Source organism: Streptomyces sp. NPDC101490, assembly GCF_044767145.1.
Classification (GTDB): domain Bacteria; phylum Actinomycetota; class Actinomycetes; order Streptomycetales; family Streptomycetaceae; genus Streptomyces.
This window is the reverse complement of record NZ_JBIWNI010000005.1, coordinates 226,787-244,568: the sequence shown is the minus strand read 5'-3', so window position 1 is coordinate 244,568 and position 17,782 is coordinate 226,787. Positions and strand designations below refer to the sequence as shown.

Here is a 17,782-nt window from a genome sequence, read left to right as displayed (position 1 = left end):
GGTGCTTCCCGGTTGCTGTGTCCAGGCATGGTAACGAGGCATCCTGGGAGCAAGTGCCGGGGAGTGCTCCAGGCGATCTTCGTCCGGCCTCCGGGCGCCCCGGTTCGCGCGCCGGTGCCCGTGGAAAAAACGGGGACAACGTCGCGAGCCGGGGCACGTACCCTTTTCTGTTGTGCCGAACGCCAACGAAGACATCCCGACCGCACTGAGCCAGGTGCAGCACCGAGCGGTCAGCGAACTGCTGCGTGTGTCCCCCGTCGCCGACGACCTCGCCCGCCGATTCCAGGAGGCCGGGTTCAGCCTCGCGCTCGTCGGCGGCTCGGTGCGCGACGCGCTGCTCGGCAGGCTCGGCAACGACCTGGACTTCACCACCGACGCCCGCCCCGAGGACGTACTGAAGATCGTCCGCCCATGGGCCGACGCCGTGTGGGAGGTCGGCATCGCCTTCGGGACGGTCGGTTGCCAGAAGGACGCCCGGGTCGGGGACGTGGAACAGCGTTTCCAGGTCGAGGTCACCACCTACCGCTCGGAGGCGTACGACCGGACCTCCCGGAAGCCCGAGGTCTCCTACGGCGATTCCATCGACGAGGACCTCGTCCGACGTGACTTCACGGTCAACGCCATGGCCGTGGCCCTCCCGGAGAAGCGGTTCATCGACCCGTACGGCGGCCTGGAGGACCTCGCTGCTCGGATGCTGCGCACGCCCGGCACGCCCGAGGAGTCCTTCTCCGACGATCCGCTGCGGATGATGAGGGCCGCGCGCTTCGCCGCGCAGCTGGACTTCGACGTCGCCCCCGAGGTCGTCACGGCGATGAAGGAGATGGCGGGCCGGATCGAGATCGTCTCCGCCGAACGCGTCCGCGAGGAGTTCAACAAGCTGCTTCTCTCCGCTCACCCCCGTAAGGGCCTCGCGCTCCTCGTGGACACCGGTCTCGCCGACCACGTCCTCCCCGAGCTGCCGGCCCTGCGGCTGGAGAGCGACGAGCACCACCGGCACAAGGACGTCTACGAGCACTCGCTGACCGTCCTCGACCAGGCGATCGACCTGGAAGAGGACGGCCCCGACCTGGTGCTGCGGATCGCGGCCCTGTTCCACGACATCGGCAAGCCGCGGACCCGTCGCTTCGAGAAGGACGGCCGGGTCTCCTTCCACCACCACGAGGTGGTGGGCGCGAAGATGACCAAGAAGCGCATGACCGCGCTCAAGTACTCCAACGAGATGATCAAGGATGTCTCGCAGCTGGTGGAGCTGCACCTGCGCTTCCACGGCTACGGGACCGGCGAGTGGACCGACTCGGCCGTGCGCCGCTACGTCCGCGATGCCGGACCGATGCTCTCCCGTCTGCACAAGCTCACCCGCTCCGACTGCACCACCCGCAACAAGCGCAAGGCGTCCGCCCTCTCCCGCGCCTACGACGGCCTGGAGGAACGCATCGCCCAGCTCCAGGAGCAGGAGGAGCTGGACTCGATCCGTCCCGACCTCGACGGCAAAGAGATCCAGGAGATCCTGAGCATCGGCCCCGGGCCTGCCATCGGCCGGGCGTACAAGTTCCTGCTGGAGCTGCGCCTCGAGAACGGTCCGATGGAGCACGCCCAGGCCGTCGCCGCGCTCAAGGAATGGTGGGCCGAGCAGAGCTGAGCCGGACGTGGTGGGGTCGATGTTTCACGTGAAACACGGGGCGTGAAACATCGACCGCAAGCAGGCTCGAAGAGCCGAGGGGTGGTGTTTCACGTGAAACGTCACCCCTTTGTGCGTCCCCCACGCAGGACCAGCGCGATCGCCGCGTAGATCACGGCCACCAGCACGATCAGCAGGGCGGACCGGCCGTCGGGTGGCAGCATCAGTGCCGCGACACCCGCGGCACTCACGAAGGCGACGTTGAACAGCACGTCGTAGAGCGAGAAGACCCGGCCCCTGTAGGCGTCGTCCACCGATGTCTGGACGACCGTGTCCGTGGCGATCTTCCCTCCCTGGGTGATGAGGCCGAGGACGAAGGCGGCGATCAGGAACGGTGCGGGGGCGAAGGTCAGGCCCAGCACCGGTTCCAGTACGGCGGCCGTCCCGGCGCACACGGCCATCCACCCGAAGGGACCGAGCCGTCCCACTGCCCACGGGGAGAGGAGGGCGGCCGCGAAGAACCCCGCGCCGGACATGGCGACGGCCAGCCCCAGGAGCTTGAGCCCTTCGGACTCCGTGGAACTCCAGGCATACCGGCAGAGCATGAGCACGGTGACGAACAGTGCGCCGTAGCAGAAACGCATGAGGGTCACCGCGATGAGGGCGCGTGCGGCGGGCCGTCGCTCGGAGAGGTGCCGCAGCCCGGCGGCGAGACCTCGGGCGGTCATGGCCAGGGACGAGCCTAGGGACTGCGGAATGCTGCCCGGATCGGGTCCGAGGAGCTCCCGGGACATGCGGAGCGAGGCGAGGGCGGCGCACAGATAGAGCAAGGCTCCGAAGGCGACCACGGCGGCGTCGGAATGACCGGCGAGCAGCTGGATACCGAAGGCGAGGCCGCCGCCCAGGGTCGCGGCGAGGGTGCCCGCGGTGGGGGAGAGCGAGTTCGCGACGACGAGCCGCTCCTCGTCGACGACACGGGGGAGCGAGGCGGAGAGCCCGGCGAGGACGAAGCGGTTGACGGCCGTGACGGAGAGCGCGGAGGCGTAGAACAGCCAGTCGGGTACGGACGCCAGGACGAGTGCGGCCGTCCCGAAGGCGAGCAGGGCACGCAGGAGGTTGCCGTACAGGAAGACCTGGCGGCGCTGCCAGCGGTCGAGGAGGACACCCGCGAAGGGACCGACGAGGGAGTACGGGAGCAGGAGGACCGCCATGGCGGAGGCGATCGCCGCGGGGGAGGTCTGTTTCTCGGGGGAGAAGACGACGTACGTGGCCAGGGCCACCTGGTAGACACCGTCGGCGCACTGGGAGAGCAGCCGGACGGTGAGCAGACGGCGGAAGTCGGTCAGGCGCAGGAGTACGCGCAGATCACGTACGACGGACATGGCAGCAAGACTCACATACGTCGAGGGCCCCCGGACACATGCTCCGGGGGCCCTCGACGGCATGAGCGGGGCGCTTTAGCGCTCGACCTCGCCCTTGATGAACTTCTCGACGTTGGCCAGGGCCTCGTCGTCGAAGTACTGGACCGGCGGGCTCTTCATGAAGTAGCTCGACGCGGAGAGGATCGGGCCGCCGATACCGCGGTCCTTGGCGATCTTCGCGGCGCGCAGGGCGTCGATGATGACACCGGCGGAGTTCGGGGAGTCCCACACCTCGAGCTTGTACTCGAGGTTCAGCGGGACGTCACCGAAGGCACGGCCCTCAAGACGGACGTACGCCCACTTGCGGTCGTCCAGCCAGGCCACGTAGTCCGACGGGCCGATGTGGACGTTCTTCTCGCCCAGCTCGCGGTCGGGGATCTGCGAGGTGACGGCCTGGGTCTTGGAGATCTTCTTGGACTCCAGGCGGTCGCGCTCCAGCATGTTCTTGAAGTCCATGTTGCCGCCGACGTTGAGCTGCATCGTGCGCTCGAGACGGACACCGCGGTCCTCGAACAGCTTGGCCATCACGCGGTGCGTGATGGTCGCGCCGACCTGCGACTTGATGTCGTCGCCGACGATCGGGACGCCCGCCTCGGTGAACTTGTCCGCCCACTCCTTGGTGCCGGCGATGAAGACCGGGAGGGCGTTGACGAAGGCGACCTTGGCGTCGATGGCGCACTGCGCGTAGAACTTCGCGGCGGCCTCCGAACCCACGGGCAGGTAGCAGATGAGGACGTCGACCTGACGGTCCTTGAGGATCTGGACGACGTCGACCGGCTCCTCGGTGGACTCCTCGATGGTCAGGCGGTAGTACTTGCCGAGACCGTCGAGGGTGTGACCGCGCTGGACCGTGACGCCGTTGCTCGGGACGTCGCAGATCTTGATGGTGTTGTTCTCGCTGGCGCCGATGGCGTCGGAGAGGTCGAGGCCGACCTTCTTCGCGTCGACATCGAAGGCGGCGACGAACTCGACGTCACCGACGTGGTAGTCGCCGAACTGGACGTGCATCAGACCGGGGACCTTGGCCGCCGGGTCGGCGTCCTTGTAGTACTCGACGCCCTGCACCAGCGAGGCGGCGCAGTTGCCCACGCCGACGATGGCTACGCGAACCGAACCCATTCCGATTGCTCCCTGTGTAATCGTGGAAGCCCTGCTGTGCGCGGGCTTCACTTGGCGGTGTCGTCGGACGGATCCGGCCGGGTACTGCCCCCGTGCCGGGGCAGGCCGCCCGTCTCTCCAGAATCGTTGTCGTGCGGAGCGGGGGTGTCGGGACCGGATCGCTGGTCCCGTCCCGCCCGTTCGCTCTCGATGAGCTCGTTCAGCCAGCGCACTTCGCGCTCCACGGATTCCATGCCGTGGCGCTGCAGCTCAAGCGTGTAGTCGTCGAGGCGCTCGCGGGTGCGGGCCAGAGAGGCGCGCATCTTCTCCAGACGCTCCTCCAGCCGGCTGCGGCGGCCCTCCAGGACGCGCATCCGCACCTCGCGCTCGGTCTGCCCGAAGAAGGCGAAGCGTGCGGCGAAGTGCTCGTCCTCCCAGGAGTCCGGGCCGGTGTGGGAGAGCAGTTCCTCGAAGTGGTCCTTGCCCGCCGGGGTCAGCCGGTAGACGATCTTGGCCCGGCGTCCCGCGAGCGAAGCGGCGAGGGCGTCCTCGAGAGCACTGCCCGGTTCCTCGATCAACCAGCCGTTCGCGACCAGCGTCTTGAGGCAGGGGTACAGCGTCCCGTAGCTGAACGCCCGGAAGACGCCCAGCGAGGTGTTGAGGCGCTTCCGCAGCTCGTATCCGTGCATGGGGGCCTCGCGCAGCAGGCCGAGAACGGCGAACTCGAGAATGCCGGAGCGTCTGCTCATTCGTCGCCTCCTCCTCCGTCCACGGGGCCCTTATGCCGTGCTGATGTATCGACTCGATACATCAGCACGATAGAACGGGCCGAGAGTCTCGACAAGTGGGGGCACCGTGACCGGCGTCACATCGTCGATTCACAGGGATCGACTTGCCTGATTTGAGGGGAAGTCCGGTCCTGGACGGGTTTTGGCCGTGCGTAGTCTGTGCGGCATGCAGACCACCGGGAACCGAGAGATGCCGCCGGGCGTCAGTGCTGCGGGTGACCGGCTGCGTCACGGAGGAGCCTCCGATGGGGTTCCGGCCGTGCGCATTTCGGGGGGACCGGAACTCAACTGCCGCTTCCAGGCGTACGCGCCTGCCCGAGGAGTAGTCGTTCGATGAGCGAGCATCGTCGCAAAATGCCGCCGCAGCAGCCGCCCACAGGCGGTCGCGCGGCGGCACGGCGCGCTGCCCAGCAGCCGGTGGGCCGCAGGTCGGCCCCGGCCCAGGACGTCGGTACGGAGGCCCCGTCGGCCTCGTACGGACCTCCCTCTCCCGCCGGAGAGGAACCGCGCCCCTACGGGGGCCGCGCGGAGGCCCGCAGGGCCGCCCAGCGCGGCAGCCGCAGGAAGGGGGCCGACACGGGCCCGGGTGGCCCCGGCGGCGGCCGACGCGGTGGGGGCGGCGGCGGAGGCCGCGGCAGTGGTCCCGGGCGGGGCTCCGGCGGACCTCCGCCGGGCAAGAAGCGGATCATCGACTATCCCCGTCACGGAAAGTACGGATGGCGTCGCTGGATGCCGTCGTGGAAACTCGTGACGGGCACGTTCCTGGTCGGGCTCGGCGTCCTGATGGGCGGCTCGGTCTTCGCGTACTACAACGTGGAGATCCCGAAGGAGGACGCGACCGCGACCTCGCAGAACAACATCTACTACTGGGCCGACGGCACCCGCATGGTCGCGACCGGCAGCGGCGCCAACCGGCAGATCATCGGCATCGAGAAGATCCCGAAGGTCATGCAGGAGGCCGTGGTCTCGGCCGAGAACAAGACCTTCTGGGACGACCTGGGCATCGACCCCATGGGCATCGGCCGCGCCGTGTGGAACATGGCCAAGGGCGGTGACACCCAGGGCGGGTCGACCATCACCCAGCAGTACGTGAAGAACAACCGGCTCAACGACCAGTCGCAGACGGTCACCCGGAAGGTGAAGGAACTCTTCATCTCCATGAAGGTCGGCAACGAGCTCGAGAAGCGCGACATCATGGCCGGATACCTGAACACCGCGTACTACGGACGAGGTGCCTACGGAATCCAGGCGGCGGCCCGCGCCTATTTCGACAAGGACGCGGAGAAGCTCAACGCCAGCGAGTCGGCGCTGCTCGCCGCCGTCCTGAAGGGCGCGACGTACTACGACCCGGCCGGCTATCCGGAGTACGACCCCGAAGCCACTCCCGAGAAGAACCTCGACCGGGCCACCAAGCGGTGGAAGTGGATCCTCGACGAGATGCTCAACGACAAGAAGATCACCGCCGAGGAGCGCGCCAAGTACACGACCTTCCCGAAGGTCCAGAAGCGCAAGCAGGACGCCCAGCTGACCGGCCAGATCGGCTACCTCGTCAGCACGGCCAAGGCGAACTTCATCAACAACAGCGACGGCTACGGTGCCAAGGAGCTGGAGCGCGGCGGCTTCGAGATCCACACCACCTTCCAGAAGCCGAAGGTGCAGGCTCTGGAGAAGTCCGTCACGAAGATCCTCGACGAGTACATCGACCCGAAGAAGCGGCCGAAGACCGACACCAACGTGCAGTTCGGCGGCGCCTCGGTCGATGTCAAGACCGGCGCGATCGTCGCGATCTACGGCGGTGTCGACGCCACCAAGCACTTCACCAACAACGCCGACACGACCGGCGCGCAGGTCGGCTCGACGTTCAAGCCCTTCGTGCTGGCCGCCGCGATGAAGTACGGCGTGCGGGATCCGAAGCTGGGCCCCGTCCAGGACGAGTCCTCCCGAAGGCTCGTCGACCCGGACAAGAGCCGCTACTCCGGCAAGGATAAGCTGCAGGTCCGACGCTACGACGGCGACATCTGGCACAACGAGAAGGGCGACGAGTGGCGCCAGACCAATGACGACGGCGCGAGCTACGGCGACATGACCCTTCGCGAGGCCATGATCCGCTCGGCGAACTCGCCGTACGTCCAGCTCGGCATGGACGTCGGGATCGACAAGGTCCGCGAGGCCTCGGTCTCCGCCGGTCTGCGCAAGGACTCGCTCGTCCAGGGCGAGGTGCCCTCGTTCTCGCTCGGCATCTCCAGCCCGAGCGCGATCCGGATGGCGGGAACCTACGCGACCTTCGCCAACAGCGGCGAGCAGAACGACCCGTTCTCGGTGACCAAGGTCCTCAAGGGCGGCACGGTCGTCTACAAGCACGAGGCGAAGTCCAACGAGGCCTTCTCCCCGGCCATCGCCAGCAACGTCACCGACATCCTCCGTGACGTCGTGGAGGACCCGAAGGGCACCGGCCGCAAGGCCGCCATCCCGGGCCGCGACGTGGCGGGCAAGACCGGTACCACCGACGGCAACAAGTCGGCCTGGTTCGTCGGCTACACCGCGCAGCTGTCGACCGCGATCGACATGTACCGCTTCGACGACGACGAGACGAAGAAGAACCGCGAGTTCGAGGAGATGTACGGCACGGGTGACCAGCCGAAGATCCACGGCTCGTCGTTCCCGTCGCGGATCTGGAAGGACTACATGACCACGGCGGTCGAGGACATGCCGAAGGTCAAGTTCCCCAAGCCCATGGACCTGGACAGCGCCGAGCCTGTCTACGGCGGCGGCGCCACCAGCCCGACCCCCTCGCCGACGCCCACGCCGACTCCCACCGAGACCGAGACGGCCACGACGACTCCCCCGGCCACCCCCACGACGACCCCCCCGGTGACCACGACGCCCAAGCCGACCAAGACGACGTGCGGTGTCTGGGACTGGGAGTGCAACAACCCGGGCAACCCCGGGGGCAACACGGGTCAGCCCACCACCACACCACCCCCGACCGAGACACCGACACCGACCGACACACCGACGGACGACAACGGGCCGGGGAACGGAAGCGGCGGACCGGGTAAACCCGGTGACGGGTCCTGGATCCCCTGATCCCGCTCCACCGGCGCACTCTCCCCGAGGGCCGTCGCGGCCGCTCCGTACCTTCCGTACGGGGCCGGCCACGGCGGCCCTCGCCGTTTTCCCTGGGACGTACGGCAGGATGTCCCCCATGCCGAGCCTCCAGAAGACGAGCGCGCCGCAGGACCGGCCGCAGGGCCGCTCGCGGACGGTCGCCCCCACCCGCCGGGACGAAGTGGCCGCCGCGGGCAGCGAACTGATCGGCGGCCCCTACGGCCGCCGGGCCGCGACCGGCACCGGACAGGTGACCCCGGTGCGGGTGATCGCCCTCGTGGCCATCGGCATGTTCGCCCTCGGCATGGTGCAGAAGCTGCCCTGCTACAACTGGGCCTGGTTCCGCGGCACGACCTCCCAGTACACCCACGCCTGCTACTCGGACATCCCGCACCTCTTCACGGGGCGGGGCTTCGCGGACGGCCTGGTCCCCTACTTCGACCGGCTGGGCGGCGACATACCGTTCCTGGAGTACCCCGTCCTCACGGGGCTGTTCATGGAGGTCGCGGCCTGGCTGACGCCGGGCGGCGGCGACACCATGCAGCGCGAGCAGGGGTACTGGCTGGCCAACGCGGGCCTCCTGATGGTCTGCGCGGCCGTTCTCGCGGTCTGTGTGGCCCGCACCCACCGGCTGCGCCCCTGGGACGGCCTGCTCGTCGCCCTGGCACCCTCGATCGCGCTCACCGCCACGATCAACTGGGACCTGCTGGCCGTCGCCCTGACCGCCGCTGCCGTCATGATGTGGTCGCGGGAGCGGCCGCTCGCCTTCGGTGTCCTGCTCGGCCTCGCGACCGCCGCCAAGTTCTATCCCGCCCTGCTCCTCTGCCCGCTGCTCCTGCTCTGCTGGCGGGCCGGGAAGTGGCGCGAGTTCGGCACCGCCGTGCTCGGCGCGGCCGGGGCGTGGCTGGTGGTGAACCTGCCCGTGATGCTGCTGGCCCCCGAGGGCTGGAAGCAGTTCTATCTCTTCAGCCGGGACCGGAACGTCGACTTCGGCTCGGTCTGGCTGCTGATCAGCCAGCGGACGGGCGAGGGGATCCCGCCGGAGCGGGCCAACCTGTACGCCCTGGTGTTCATGGTGGTGGCGGTCGTGGGCCTCGCCCACCTGGCCTTCACCGCACCCCGCAGGCCCCGCTTCGCCCAGCTGGCGTTCCTGGTCGTCGCCGCGTTCGTCCTGACCAACAAGGTCTACTCACCGCAGTACGTCCTGTGGCTGGTCCCGCTGGCGGCCCTCGCCCGGCCGCGCTGGCGCGACTTCCTGATCTGGCAGGCGTGCGAGGTCATGTACTTCGTCGGCGTCTGGATGTACCTGGCGTTCACCACCAGCGGCAACAAGCAGGGCCTGCCGGTGGACGGCTACCAGTTCGCGATCGTCCTGCACCTGCTCGGCACCCTGTACCTGTGCGTCATGGTCGTACGGGACATCCTCAAGCCCGAGAAGGACCCCGTCCGGCAGGACGGCTCGGACGATCCCTCCGGAGGCGTCCTGGACGGCGCGGAGGACGTCGTCGCCGCGGGCAGGGCCCTGCCCGCGGCTCCGGCCGGGTCACGGCGGGTGGCATGGGGAACCCCCGGGGAGGAGACCCCCCGGGGGTGAGCGGGACCGGTCGGCTCAGCGCTCGACGAGCCGGTCGAACTGCGTCGTGGTGTGGCGGAGATGCGCCACCAGTTCGTCGCCGACCCGGGGCTCCTGAGCGTCCGCGGGCACGAACAGGATCGACACCTGCATGTGCGGCGGCTCGGCGAACCAGCGCTGCTTCCCGGCCCAGACGAACGGCGACAGGTTCCGGTTCACGGTGGCCAGACCCGCCCGCGCGACGCCCTTGGCGCGCGGCATGACGCCGTGCATCGCCTTGGGAGCCTCCAGACCCACACCGTGCGAGGTGCCACCGGCGACGACGACCAGCCAGCCGTCCGACGCCGCCTTCTGCTGGCGGTAGCCGAAGCGGTCGCCCTTCGTGACCCGGGTCACGTCGAGGACGGATCCCCGGTACTCGGTCGATTCGTGGTCACCCAGCCACAGCCGGGTGCCGATCCGCGCCCGGAACCGGGTCTGCGGGAACTGCTGCTGGAGCCTGGCCTGCTCCTCGGCCCGCAGATGGCTCACGAACAGGGTGTGCAGCGGCAGCCGGGCGGCCCGCAGCCGGTCCATCCAGCCGATGACCTCCTCGACGGCGTCGGTGCCGTCCGGCCGGTCCAGCGGGAGGTGCAGCGCGAAGCCCTCCAGACGTACGTCCTCGATGGCGGCGTGGAGCTGCGGGAGCTCCTCCTCGCGGACGCCGTGCCGCTTCATCGAGCTCATGCACTCGATGACGACCCGGGCGCCCACGAGGGCGTGCACCCCGTCGACGGACGAGACGGAACGGACCACCCGGTCGGGCAGCGGAACCGGTTCCTCACCCCGTCGGAACGGGGTCAGGACCAGCAGGTCGCCACTGAACCAGTCCTTGATGCGCGCGGCTTCGTAGGTGGTGCCCACGGCGAGCATGTCGGCACCGAACCGGGCGGCCTCTTCCGAGAGGCGCTCGTGGCCGAAGCCGTATCCGTTGCCCTTGCAGACCGGGATGACCCCCGGGAACTGGTCGAGGACGCTCTTCTGATGCGCGCGCCAGCGAGCGGTGTCGACGTAGAGGGAGAGCGCCATGGCCGGCCCGGAACCTTTCTGATGGCAGCGGTGATTCAAAGGTATGTACGAGACTACGGAAACGTCAGCGGTACGACACGGGTCAGCGGCGCGACATGTAGATGTCGAGGGCCTTGTGCAGCAGCTTGTTCAGCGGGAAGTCCCACTCGCCGACGTACTCGACGGCCTCGCCGCCCGTGCCCACCTTGAACTGGATGAGACCGAAGAGGTGGTCGGTCTCATCGAGCGAGTCGGAGATGCCCCGCAGGTCGTAGACGGTCGCGCCCATCGCGTACGCGTCGCGCAGCATGCGCCACTGCATCGCGTTCGAGGGCCGGACCTCACGGCCGATGTTGTCGGAGGCACCGTAGGAGTACCAGACGTGTCCGCCGACGACGAGCATCGTCGCCGCGGAGAGGTTCACGCCGTCGTGCCGCGCGAAGTACAGCCTCATGCGGTTGGGGTCCTCGCTGTTGAGGACGGTCCACATGCGCTGGAAGTACGAGAGCGGGCGCGGCCGGAAGTGGTCGCGGACGGCCGTGATCTCGTACAGCCGCTGCCACTCGGCCAGGTCCTCGTAGCCGCCCTGGACGACCTCGACACCGGCCTTCTCGGCCTTCTTGATGTTCCGGCGCCACAGCTGGTTGAAGCCCTTGAGGACATCGTCGAGCGAGCGGTTCGCCAGCGGCACCTGGAAGACGTACCGGGGCTGTACGTCACCGAAGCCGGCCCCGCCGTCCTCGGCCTGCTGCCAGCCCATCCTCCGCAGCCGGTCCGCGACTTCGAAGGCGCGCGGCTCGATGTGGGAGGCCTCGACGTCCTTGAGGCGCTTGACGTCCGGATCCTGGATGCCGGACTTGATGGCGGCCGAGTTCCAGCGCCGGATGACGACCGGCGGGCCCATCTTCACGGAGAAGGCGCCCTGCTGCTTGAGGTGCGCCAGCATCGGCTGGAGCCAGTCGTCGAGGTTCGGAGCGTGCCAGTTGATGACCGGGCCCTCGGGCAGGTAGGCCAGATAGCGCTTGATCTTCGGGAGCTGGCGGTAGAGCACGAGACCGACGCCCACGAGCTCGCCGGTCCTGTCGAACCAGCCGAGGTTCTCCGAGCGCCACTCCGTCTTCACATCAGCCCATGCCGGGACCTGGCAGTGACTCGCGGCAGGCTGGCTCTGGATGAATGCCAGATGCTGCTCACGGCTGATGGTCCTCAGGGTCAGGCTCATGCGGGGCGCTCCTCGGCAGGTGTGTCCCCATCGGTCAGGGGCTCCGGCTCTCGCGCCGAAGCCTACTGTGACCGAGGAGCGCCCCGGAGGGGCGCGTATGCCCTGACGTGCCGCTCGGCCTAGCCGATGACGCCGCCGAAGAGTCCGCCGTGGGCCATTCCGAGGAAGAAGCCCACCGCGGACATGCCGAGGCCGACGATCAGCAGGAAGCGCTCGCGGGTGGTCACGGAGATGAACTGCCCGTAGCCGCCGGTCAGGATGCCGACCAGGCCTGACCAGGAACTCAGCAGATGCAGGCTGGAGAACTGCGCGGTGACGAAGGCGAGGACGCCCAGCGCCAGTGTCACTCCGACCAGGGTGTCCTGGATCGGATGGGGCTTGCCGTCGGTCGCGAAGAGGGAGTGGCCGGGGTCGGGTCGCATTGCCTGTGCCATGGGGCACCTCCTGGCGTGCTTGCCGGAAGGCGGCGCATCCTCGCGCCGCCGTCATCCGTTGTGTACAGATTGCGTCCCCTCACCGGTGAATTTCAACCGCAGGCCGATGTGCGGGTAGTCTGTACGGTCTGCAGCGGTGTCTGCCCTGGTCCGTCCTGGATCGGCGGTACCTCCCTCGTTCACGGGGGCGGACCGTCAGTGGTCGCCGATACCGTTGCGTACGCATCACGACCCTCCTGCCACGGAACGACCGTGGCCGCTGAGTCCAAAGGAGGTGGGTTCCACATGCGTCACTACGAAGTGATGGTCATCCTCGACCCCGATCTCGAGGAGCGCGCTGTCTCCCCGCTGATCGAGAACTTCCTTTCCGTCGTCCGTGAGGGCAACGGAAAGGTCGAGAAGGTCGACACCTGGGGCCGTCGTCGTCTCGCCTACGAGATCAAGAAGAAGCCCGAGGGCATCTACTCGGTCATCGACCTGCAGGCCGAGCCTGCGGTCGTCAAGGAGCTCGACCGCCAGCTCAACCTGAACGAGTCGGTCCTCCGGACCAAGGTCCTCCGTCCCGAGACCCACTGAGCTTCTAGCTCAGAGGTCATCGGGTCCGAGTAGCAGCAAAGCAGCCAGAAGCAATCCCGCCGAGAGGTACCCCCATGGCAGGCGAGACCGTCATCACGGTCGTCGGCAATCTTGTCGACGACCCCGAGCTGCGCTTCACCCCGTCCGGTGCGGCGGTCGCGAAGTTCCGTATCGCGTCCACCCCCCGCACCTTCGACCGTCAGACCAATGAGTGGAAGGACGGCGAAAGCCTCTTCCTGACCTGCTCGGTCTGGCGTCAGGCGGCGGAGAACGTCGCGGAGTCGCTTCAGCGAGGCATGCGCGTCGTCGTGCAGGGCCGGCTGAAGCAGCGGTCCTACGAGGACCGTGAGGGCGTCAAGCGCACGGTCTACGAGCTGGACGTCGAGGAAGTCGGCCCCAGCCTCAAGAACGCCACGGCCAAGGTCACCAAGACCACCGGTCGAGGCGGCCAGGGCGGTTACGGCGGCGGCGGTCAGCAGCAGGGCGGCGGAGGCGGCAGCTGGGGTGGAAACTCCGGCGGCGGTGGCCAGCAGGGTGGCGGCGGTGCTCCCGCCGACGACCCGTGGGCGACCGGCAGCCCTTCCGGCGGCCAGCAGCAGGCCGGCGGCGGCAGCTGGGGTGGAAACTCCGGCGGCGGCAGCGGCGGCGGCTACTCGGACGAGCCTCCCTTCTAGGGCGAAGCCCCGGAAGCAGCTCGTACCCCCACTTCTTGATCACACAGGAGAAACACCATGGCGAAGCCGCCTGTGCGCAAGCCTAAGAAGAAGGTCTGCGCGTTCTGCAAGGACAAGACCGTGTACGTGGACTACAAGGACACGAACATGCTGCGGAAGTTCATTTCCGACCGCGGCAAGATCCGTGCCCGCCGCGTGACCGGCAACTGCACGCAGCACCAGCGTGACGTCGCCACGGCCGTCAAGAACAGCCGTGAGATGGCGCTGCTGCCCTACACGTCCACCGCGCGATAAGGAAAGGGTGACCGACCAATGAAGATCATCCTGACCCACGAGGTTTCTGGCCTCGGTGCCGCTGGCGACGTCGTCGACGTCAAGGACGGCTACGCTCGCAACTACCTGGTCCCGCGTGGTTTCGCGATCCGCTGGACCAAGGGTGGCGAGAAGGACGTGGCGCAGATCCGCCGCGCCCGCAAGATCCACGAGATCGCGACCATCGAGCAGGCCAACGAGATCAAGGCCCGCCTCGAGGGTACGAAGGTGCGCCTGGCCGTTCGCTCCGGCGACGCCGGCCGTCTCTTCGGCTCCGTGACCCCGGCCGACATCGCCACGGCGATCAAGTCCGCGGGTGGCCCCGACGTCGACAAGCGTCGCGTCGAGCTCGGTTCGCCGATCAAGACCCTGGGCTCGCACCAGGTGTCCGTGCGTCTGCACCCCGAGGTTGCCGCGAAGCTCGGCGTCGAGGTCGTCGCCGCGTAACGCTGCCTCTGGCAGTCTGCGCTCAGCAGTGAGGAAGGGCCGTACCCCTCGGGGTACGGCCCTTCCGCCGTGTGGCGACCCGCTCTGTCCATCCCGTTTCACGTGAAACACTCCGATGTTCCATGAAGGGGTGTTTCACGTGAAACGTCAGCGGGTGGCGCCTGTGACGATCCAGCGGCCGGAGCGGGACCGCAGCCAGAGCGTCGCCATGCGGACCGCCATCATCAGGGTCATCGCCCACCAGAGGGCGGTCAGTCCTCCGCCAAGCACGGGAACCAGAAGGGCGACCGGAGCGAAGACGGCCAAGGTCAGCAGCATGGCCCAGGCCAGGTAGGGGCCGTCCCCGGCACCCATCAGAACGCCGTCGAGGACGAAGACGACCCCGGAGATCGGCTGGGAGACCGCGACCACGAGCAGGGCGGGGAGCAGGGTGTCCTGGACGGTGGTGTCATCGGTGAAGAGGGGGACGAAGAGGGGGCGGGCCATGATCAGCAGCGCGCCGAGCACCACTCCGGAGACCACACCCCACTGGACCATGCGGCGGCAGACCTGACGGGCGCCGTCGGTGTCGCCCGCACCGAGGTACCGCCCGATGATGGCCTGGCCCGCGATGGCGATCGCGTCGAGGGCGAAGGCCATCAGGCTCCACAGGGACAGGATGATCTGGTGGGCGGCTACTTCCGTGTCTCCCATCCGTGCCGCGACGGCTGTGGCGATCATCAGGACCGCGCGGAGCGAGAGCGTACGGACCAGGAGAGGGACGCCCGCCTGGGCGGAGGCGCGGATGCCGGCCGTGTCCGGACGGAGGGAGGCACCGTGGCGACGGGCGCCCCGGACGACCACGACGAGGTAGACGGCGGCCATGCCGTACTGGGCGATGACGGTGCCCCAGGCGGAACCGGCGATGCCGAGGCCCGCTCCGTAGACCAGTCCGAGGTTGAGGGCACCGTTGGCCATGAAACCGCCGATGGCCACGTAGAGCGGTGTGCGGGTGTTCTGGAGGCCGCGCAGGACGCCCGTGGCGGCCAGGACCACCAGCATCGCCGGGATGCCGAGGCTGGAGATCCGCAGGTAGGTGATCGCGTAGGGGGCCGAGGTGTCGGAGGCCCCGAAGGCGTCCACGAGCCAGGGTGCCGTGGGGAAGGTCAAGGCGACGACGGCGGCACCGAGGAGGATCGCGAGCCAGATGCCGTCCATGCCCTGTCGGATGGCGGCGGCGATGTCTCCCGCACCGACGCGTCGGGAGACTGCGGCGGTGGTGGCGTAGGCGAGGAAGACGAAGACGCTGACGGCGGTGGAGAGCAGAGCGGCGGCGATCGCGAGACCCGCGAGTTGCGGCGTGCCGAGGTGCCCGACGATGGCACTGTCGACCATGAGGAAGAGAGGCTCGGCGACGAGGGCGCCGAACGCGGGCAGTGCGAGGGAGACGATCTCTCGGTCGTGCTGCCGACGGACGGCTTTGGAGGTCGCGGGGGCCTGGGTCATGGGAGCAATCTAATCTTCCACAGGTAAGAGATGCAATGGTGCTTTATCCCTTACTCATCGAGGGTGAGGGGCTTCGCGTGTGGGCCGTTTGTTCTGATCTTGGTCCAGGGGGGAAAGTTTTTCTCCCCCACAGCCAGTGGATGGTGAAATTGCAGGTCAGGGCGGTGTTGAGGGGGCCCTTATGAGTTTGTCCACATGGCTGTCCCCCGCTCCGTGCACAGGTTCCGGGGAGTTCTCCACAGTATTGGGGCCTTCACCCACAGGGCCTGTGGATAACCAGATTGGCTGACGCCCCTCGCGGGCCTACCGTGGTCCGGCGCCCGACGCGCCAGAAACGGTCGCGCAGCCACTCGTCGATCAGGGTGTGGCGTAAGAAAGAGTGGCACGGCGAGGTCCGCGGAGCGGACGGGAAGAGGTGCTTGGTGAGCGTTCCCGAGCCGATGGACGACCCTTGGGCGGACGGCGGACCGAGTGACCGGCTGCCCACCCGTACCCGGGGTGAGGGGCGTGGTCGCGGACGAGGGCGTGACGACCAGCACGAGCGCGGGGGCGACGGCCCCTGGGACGGTGGGCTCTCCGGCTTCGAACGCGTTCCGCCACAGGACCTCGACGCCGAGCAGTCGGTCCTCGGCGGCATGTTGCTCTCCAAGGACGCCATCGCGGACGTCGTCGAGATCATCAAGGGCCACGACTTCTACAAGCCCGCACACGAGACCGTCTACGCGGCGATCCTCGACCTCTACGCCAAGGGCGAGCCCGCCGACCCGATCACGGTCGGCGCGGAGCTCACCAAGCGCGGTGAGATCACCCGTGTCGGCGGTGCCTCCTACCTCCACACCCTGGTCCAGTCGGTCCCGACGGCGGCCAATGCCTCGTACTACGCGGAGATCGTCCATGAGCGGGCCGTCCTGCGGCGCCTCGTGGAGGCCGGGACCAAGATCACGCAGATGGGATACGCGGCCGACGGGGATGTCGACGAGATCGTGAACTCGGCCCAGGCCGAGATCTACGCGGTCACCGAGCAGCGCACCACCGAGGACTACCTGCCGCTCGGCGACATCATGGAGGGGGCGCTCGACGAGATCGAGGCGATCGGCTCCCGCAGCGGTGAGATGACGGGTGTGCCGACCGGCTTCACCGACCTCGACTCGCTCACCAACGGTCTCCATCCCGGTCAGATGATCATCATCGCGGCCCGTCCCGCCATGGGTAAGTCGACGCTCGCCCTGGACTTCGCGCGGGCGGCGTCCATCAAGCACAACCTGCCCAGCGTCATCTTCTCCCTCGAAATGGGCCGCAACGAGATCGCGATGCGTCTGCTCTCGGCCGAGGCACGGGTCGCGCTCCACCACATGCGCTCCGGAACGATGACCGACGAGGACTGGACGCGGCTGGCCCGCCGGATGCCGGACGTCTCGCAGGCACCGCTCTTCATCGACGACTCCCCGAACCTGTCGATGATGGAGATCCGTGCGAAGTGCCGCAGGCTCAAGCAGCGCAACGGCCTCAAGCTCGTCATCATCGACTACCTCCAGCTGATGCAGTCGGGTGGCTCGAAGCGGCAGGAGAGCCGTCAGCAGGAGGTCTCCGACATGTCGCGAAACCTCAAGCTCCTCGCCAAGGAGCTGGAGCTGCCGGTGATCGCGCTCTCCCAGCTGAACCGTGGCCCCGAACAGCGCACCGACAAGAAGCCGATGGTCTCCGACCTGCGTGAGTCCGGCTCCATCGAGCAGGACGCCGACATGGTGATCCTGCTCCACCGTGAGGACGCCTACGAGAAGGAGTCCCCGCGCGCGGGCGAGGCCGACATCATCGTGGGCAAGCACCGAAACGGCCCGACGGCCACGATCACCGTCGCCTTCCAGGGCCACTACTCCCGCTTCGTGGACATGGCACAGACGTGACGGTCCATCCCCGGGAGCGATCTTCCGGACGGCCCCCGTCCGGCGTGGACCTCTCCGTGTGAGGTGGCGTTGGAT

At 68.2% G+C, this 17,782-nt stretch carries 15 protein-coding genes; 8 read left to right on the top strand and 7 right to left on the bottom strand.

What is annotated here, in order from left to right; translation table 11 throughout:
* Nucleotides 1-172: 172 nt before the first annotated feature.
* Nucleotides 173-1,639: a CCA tRNA nucleotidyltransferase gene (locus tag ACIRQY_RS14175; protein WP_403925088.1), complete on the top strand. Its 1,467-nt coding sequence runs from the start codon at nucleotides 173-175 to the stop codon at nucleotides 1,637-1,639.
* A gap of 101 nt (nucleotides 1,640-1,740) precedes the next feature.
* Here ACIRQY_RS14175 and ACIRQY_RS14170 read toward each other — a convergent pair whose 3' ends face one another.
* From ACIRQY_RS14170 to ACIRQY_RS14160, 3 genes are all read right to left on the bottom strand, one after another.
* Nucleotides 1,741-3,000, bottom strand: coding sequence for an MFS transporter (locus ACIRQY_RS14170; RefSeq protein WP_351783281.1), 1,260 nt, complete (start codon nucleotides 2,998-3,000; stop codon nucleotides 1,741-1,743).
* 75 nt (nucleotides 3,001-3,075) lie between these two features.
* Entirely contained in the window at nucleotides 3,076-4,158 is a 1,083-nt protein-coding gene (locus ACIRQY_RS14165) for an inositol-3-phosphate synthase (RefSeq protein ID WP_351783279.1), read from the bottom strand.
* A 47-nt stretch (nucleotides 4,159-4,205) separates the two neighbouring features.
* A complete protein-coding gene (locus tag ACIRQY_RS14160) occupies nucleotides 4,206-4,886 on the bottom strand; it encodes a helix-turn-helix transcriptional regulator (protein ID WP_403925085.1) in 681 nt (226 codons plus the stop codon).
* 372 nt (nucleotides 4,887-5,258) lie between these two features.
* Here ACIRQY_RS14160 and ACIRQY_RS14155 point away from each other — a divergent pair, with 372 nt between their 5' ends.
* Together ACIRQY_RS14155 and ACIRQY_RS14150 are read left to right on the top strand one after the other, a co-directional pair.
* Nucleotides 5,259-8,012 (top strand): transglycosylase domain-containing protein, encoded by a 2,754-nt coding sequence (locus ACIRQY_RS14155; protein ID WP_403925082.1) that lies wholly within the window; start codon nucleotides 5,259-5,261, stop codon nucleotides 8,010-8,012.
* A 118-nt stretch (nucleotides 8,013-8,130) separates the two neighbouring features.
* Nucleotides 8,131-9,627 carry a glycosyltransferase family 87 protein gene (locus ACIRQY_RS14150; RefSeq protein ID WP_403925079.1) on the top strand — a complete coding sequence of 499 codons (1,497 nt, stop codon included), beginning with the start codon at nucleotides 8,131-8,133 and terminating at the stop codon, nucleotides 9,625-9,627.
* A gap of 15 nt (nucleotides 9,628-9,642) precedes the next feature.
* Here the strand turns inward: ACIRQY_RS14150 and ACIRQY_RS14145 are convergent, their stop codons facing one another.
* From ACIRQY_RS14145 to ACIRQY_RS14135, 3 genes are all read right to left on the bottom strand, one after another.
* Nucleotides 9,643-10,674 carry an alanine racemase gene (locus ACIRQY_RS14145; protein ID WP_351783271.1) on the bottom strand — a complete coding sequence of 344 codons (1,032 nt, stop codon included), beginning with the start codon at nucleotides 10,672-10,674 and terminating at the stop codon, nucleotides 9,643-9,645.
* A gap of 82 nt (nucleotides 10,675-10,756) precedes the next feature.
* Nucleotides 10,757-11,875: a peptidoglycan bridge formation glycyltransferase FemA/FemB family protein gene (locus ACIRQY_RS14140; RefSeq protein WP_351783269.1), complete on the bottom strand. Its 1,119-nt coding sequence runs from the start codon at nucleotides 11,873-11,875 to the stop codon at nucleotides 10,757-10,759.
* A 119-nt stretch (nucleotides 11,876-11,994) separates the two neighbouring features.
* Nucleotides 11,995-12,309, bottom strand: coding sequence for a hypothetical protein (locus ACIRQY_RS14135; protein WP_351783267.1), 315 nt, complete (start codon nucleotides 12,307-12,309; stop codon nucleotides 11,995-11,997).
* Nucleotides 12,310-12,594: 285 nt separating this feature from the next.
* On the opposite strand from ACIRQY_RS14135, the gene rpsF reads away from it, so the two are divergent.
* The 4 genes from rpsF (at nucleotide 12,595) to rplI (ending at nucleotide 14,318) form a co-directional block, all read left to right on the top strand.
* Entirely contained in the window at nucleotides 12,595-12,885 is a 291-nt protein-coding gene (gene rpsF, locus ACIRQY_RS14130) for a 30S ribosomal protein S6 (RefSeq protein ID WP_015034882.1), read from the top strand.
* Between the two features lie 74 nt (nucleotides 12,886-12,959).
* Nucleotides 12,960-13,559: a single-stranded DNA-binding protein gene (locus ACIRQY_RS14125; protein ID WP_403925074.1), complete on the top strand. Its 600-nt coding sequence runs from the start codon at nucleotides 12,960-12,962 to the stop codon at nucleotides 13,557-13,559.
* Nucleotides 13,560-13,616: 57 nt separating this feature from the next.
* Entirely contained in the window at nucleotides 13,617-13,853 is a 237-nt protein-coding gene (gene rpsR, locus ACIRQY_RS14120) for a 30S ribosomal protein S18 (RefSeq protein ID WP_003956534.1), read from the top strand.
* An 18-nt stretch (nucleotides 13,854-13,871) separates the two neighbouring features.
* Entirely contained in the window at nucleotides 13,872-14,318 is a 447-nt protein-coding gene (gene rplI / locus ACIRQY_RS14115; protein ID WP_351783263.1) for a 50S ribosomal protein L9, read from the top strand.
* Between the two features lie 147 nt (nucleotides 14,319-14,465).
* Here rplI and ACIRQY_RS14110 read toward each other — a convergent pair whose 3' ends face one another.
* Nucleotides 14,466-15,803, bottom strand: a complete 1,338-nt coding sequence (locus ACIRQY_RS14110; protein WP_403925070.1) for an MATE family efflux transporter — start codon at nucleotides 15,801-15,803, stop codon at nucleotides 14,466-14,468.
* Between the two features lie 422 nt (nucleotides 15,804-16,225).
* Here ACIRQY_RS14110 and dnaB point away from each other — a divergent pair, with 422 nt between their 5' ends.
* Nucleotides 16,226-17,707, top strand: coding sequence for a replicative DNA helicase (gene dnaB / locus ACIRQY_RS14105; protein WP_351783259.1), 1,482 nt, complete (start codon nucleotides 16,226-16,228; stop codon nucleotides 17,705-17,707).
* Nucleotides 17,708-17,782 lie beyond the last annotated feature (75 nt).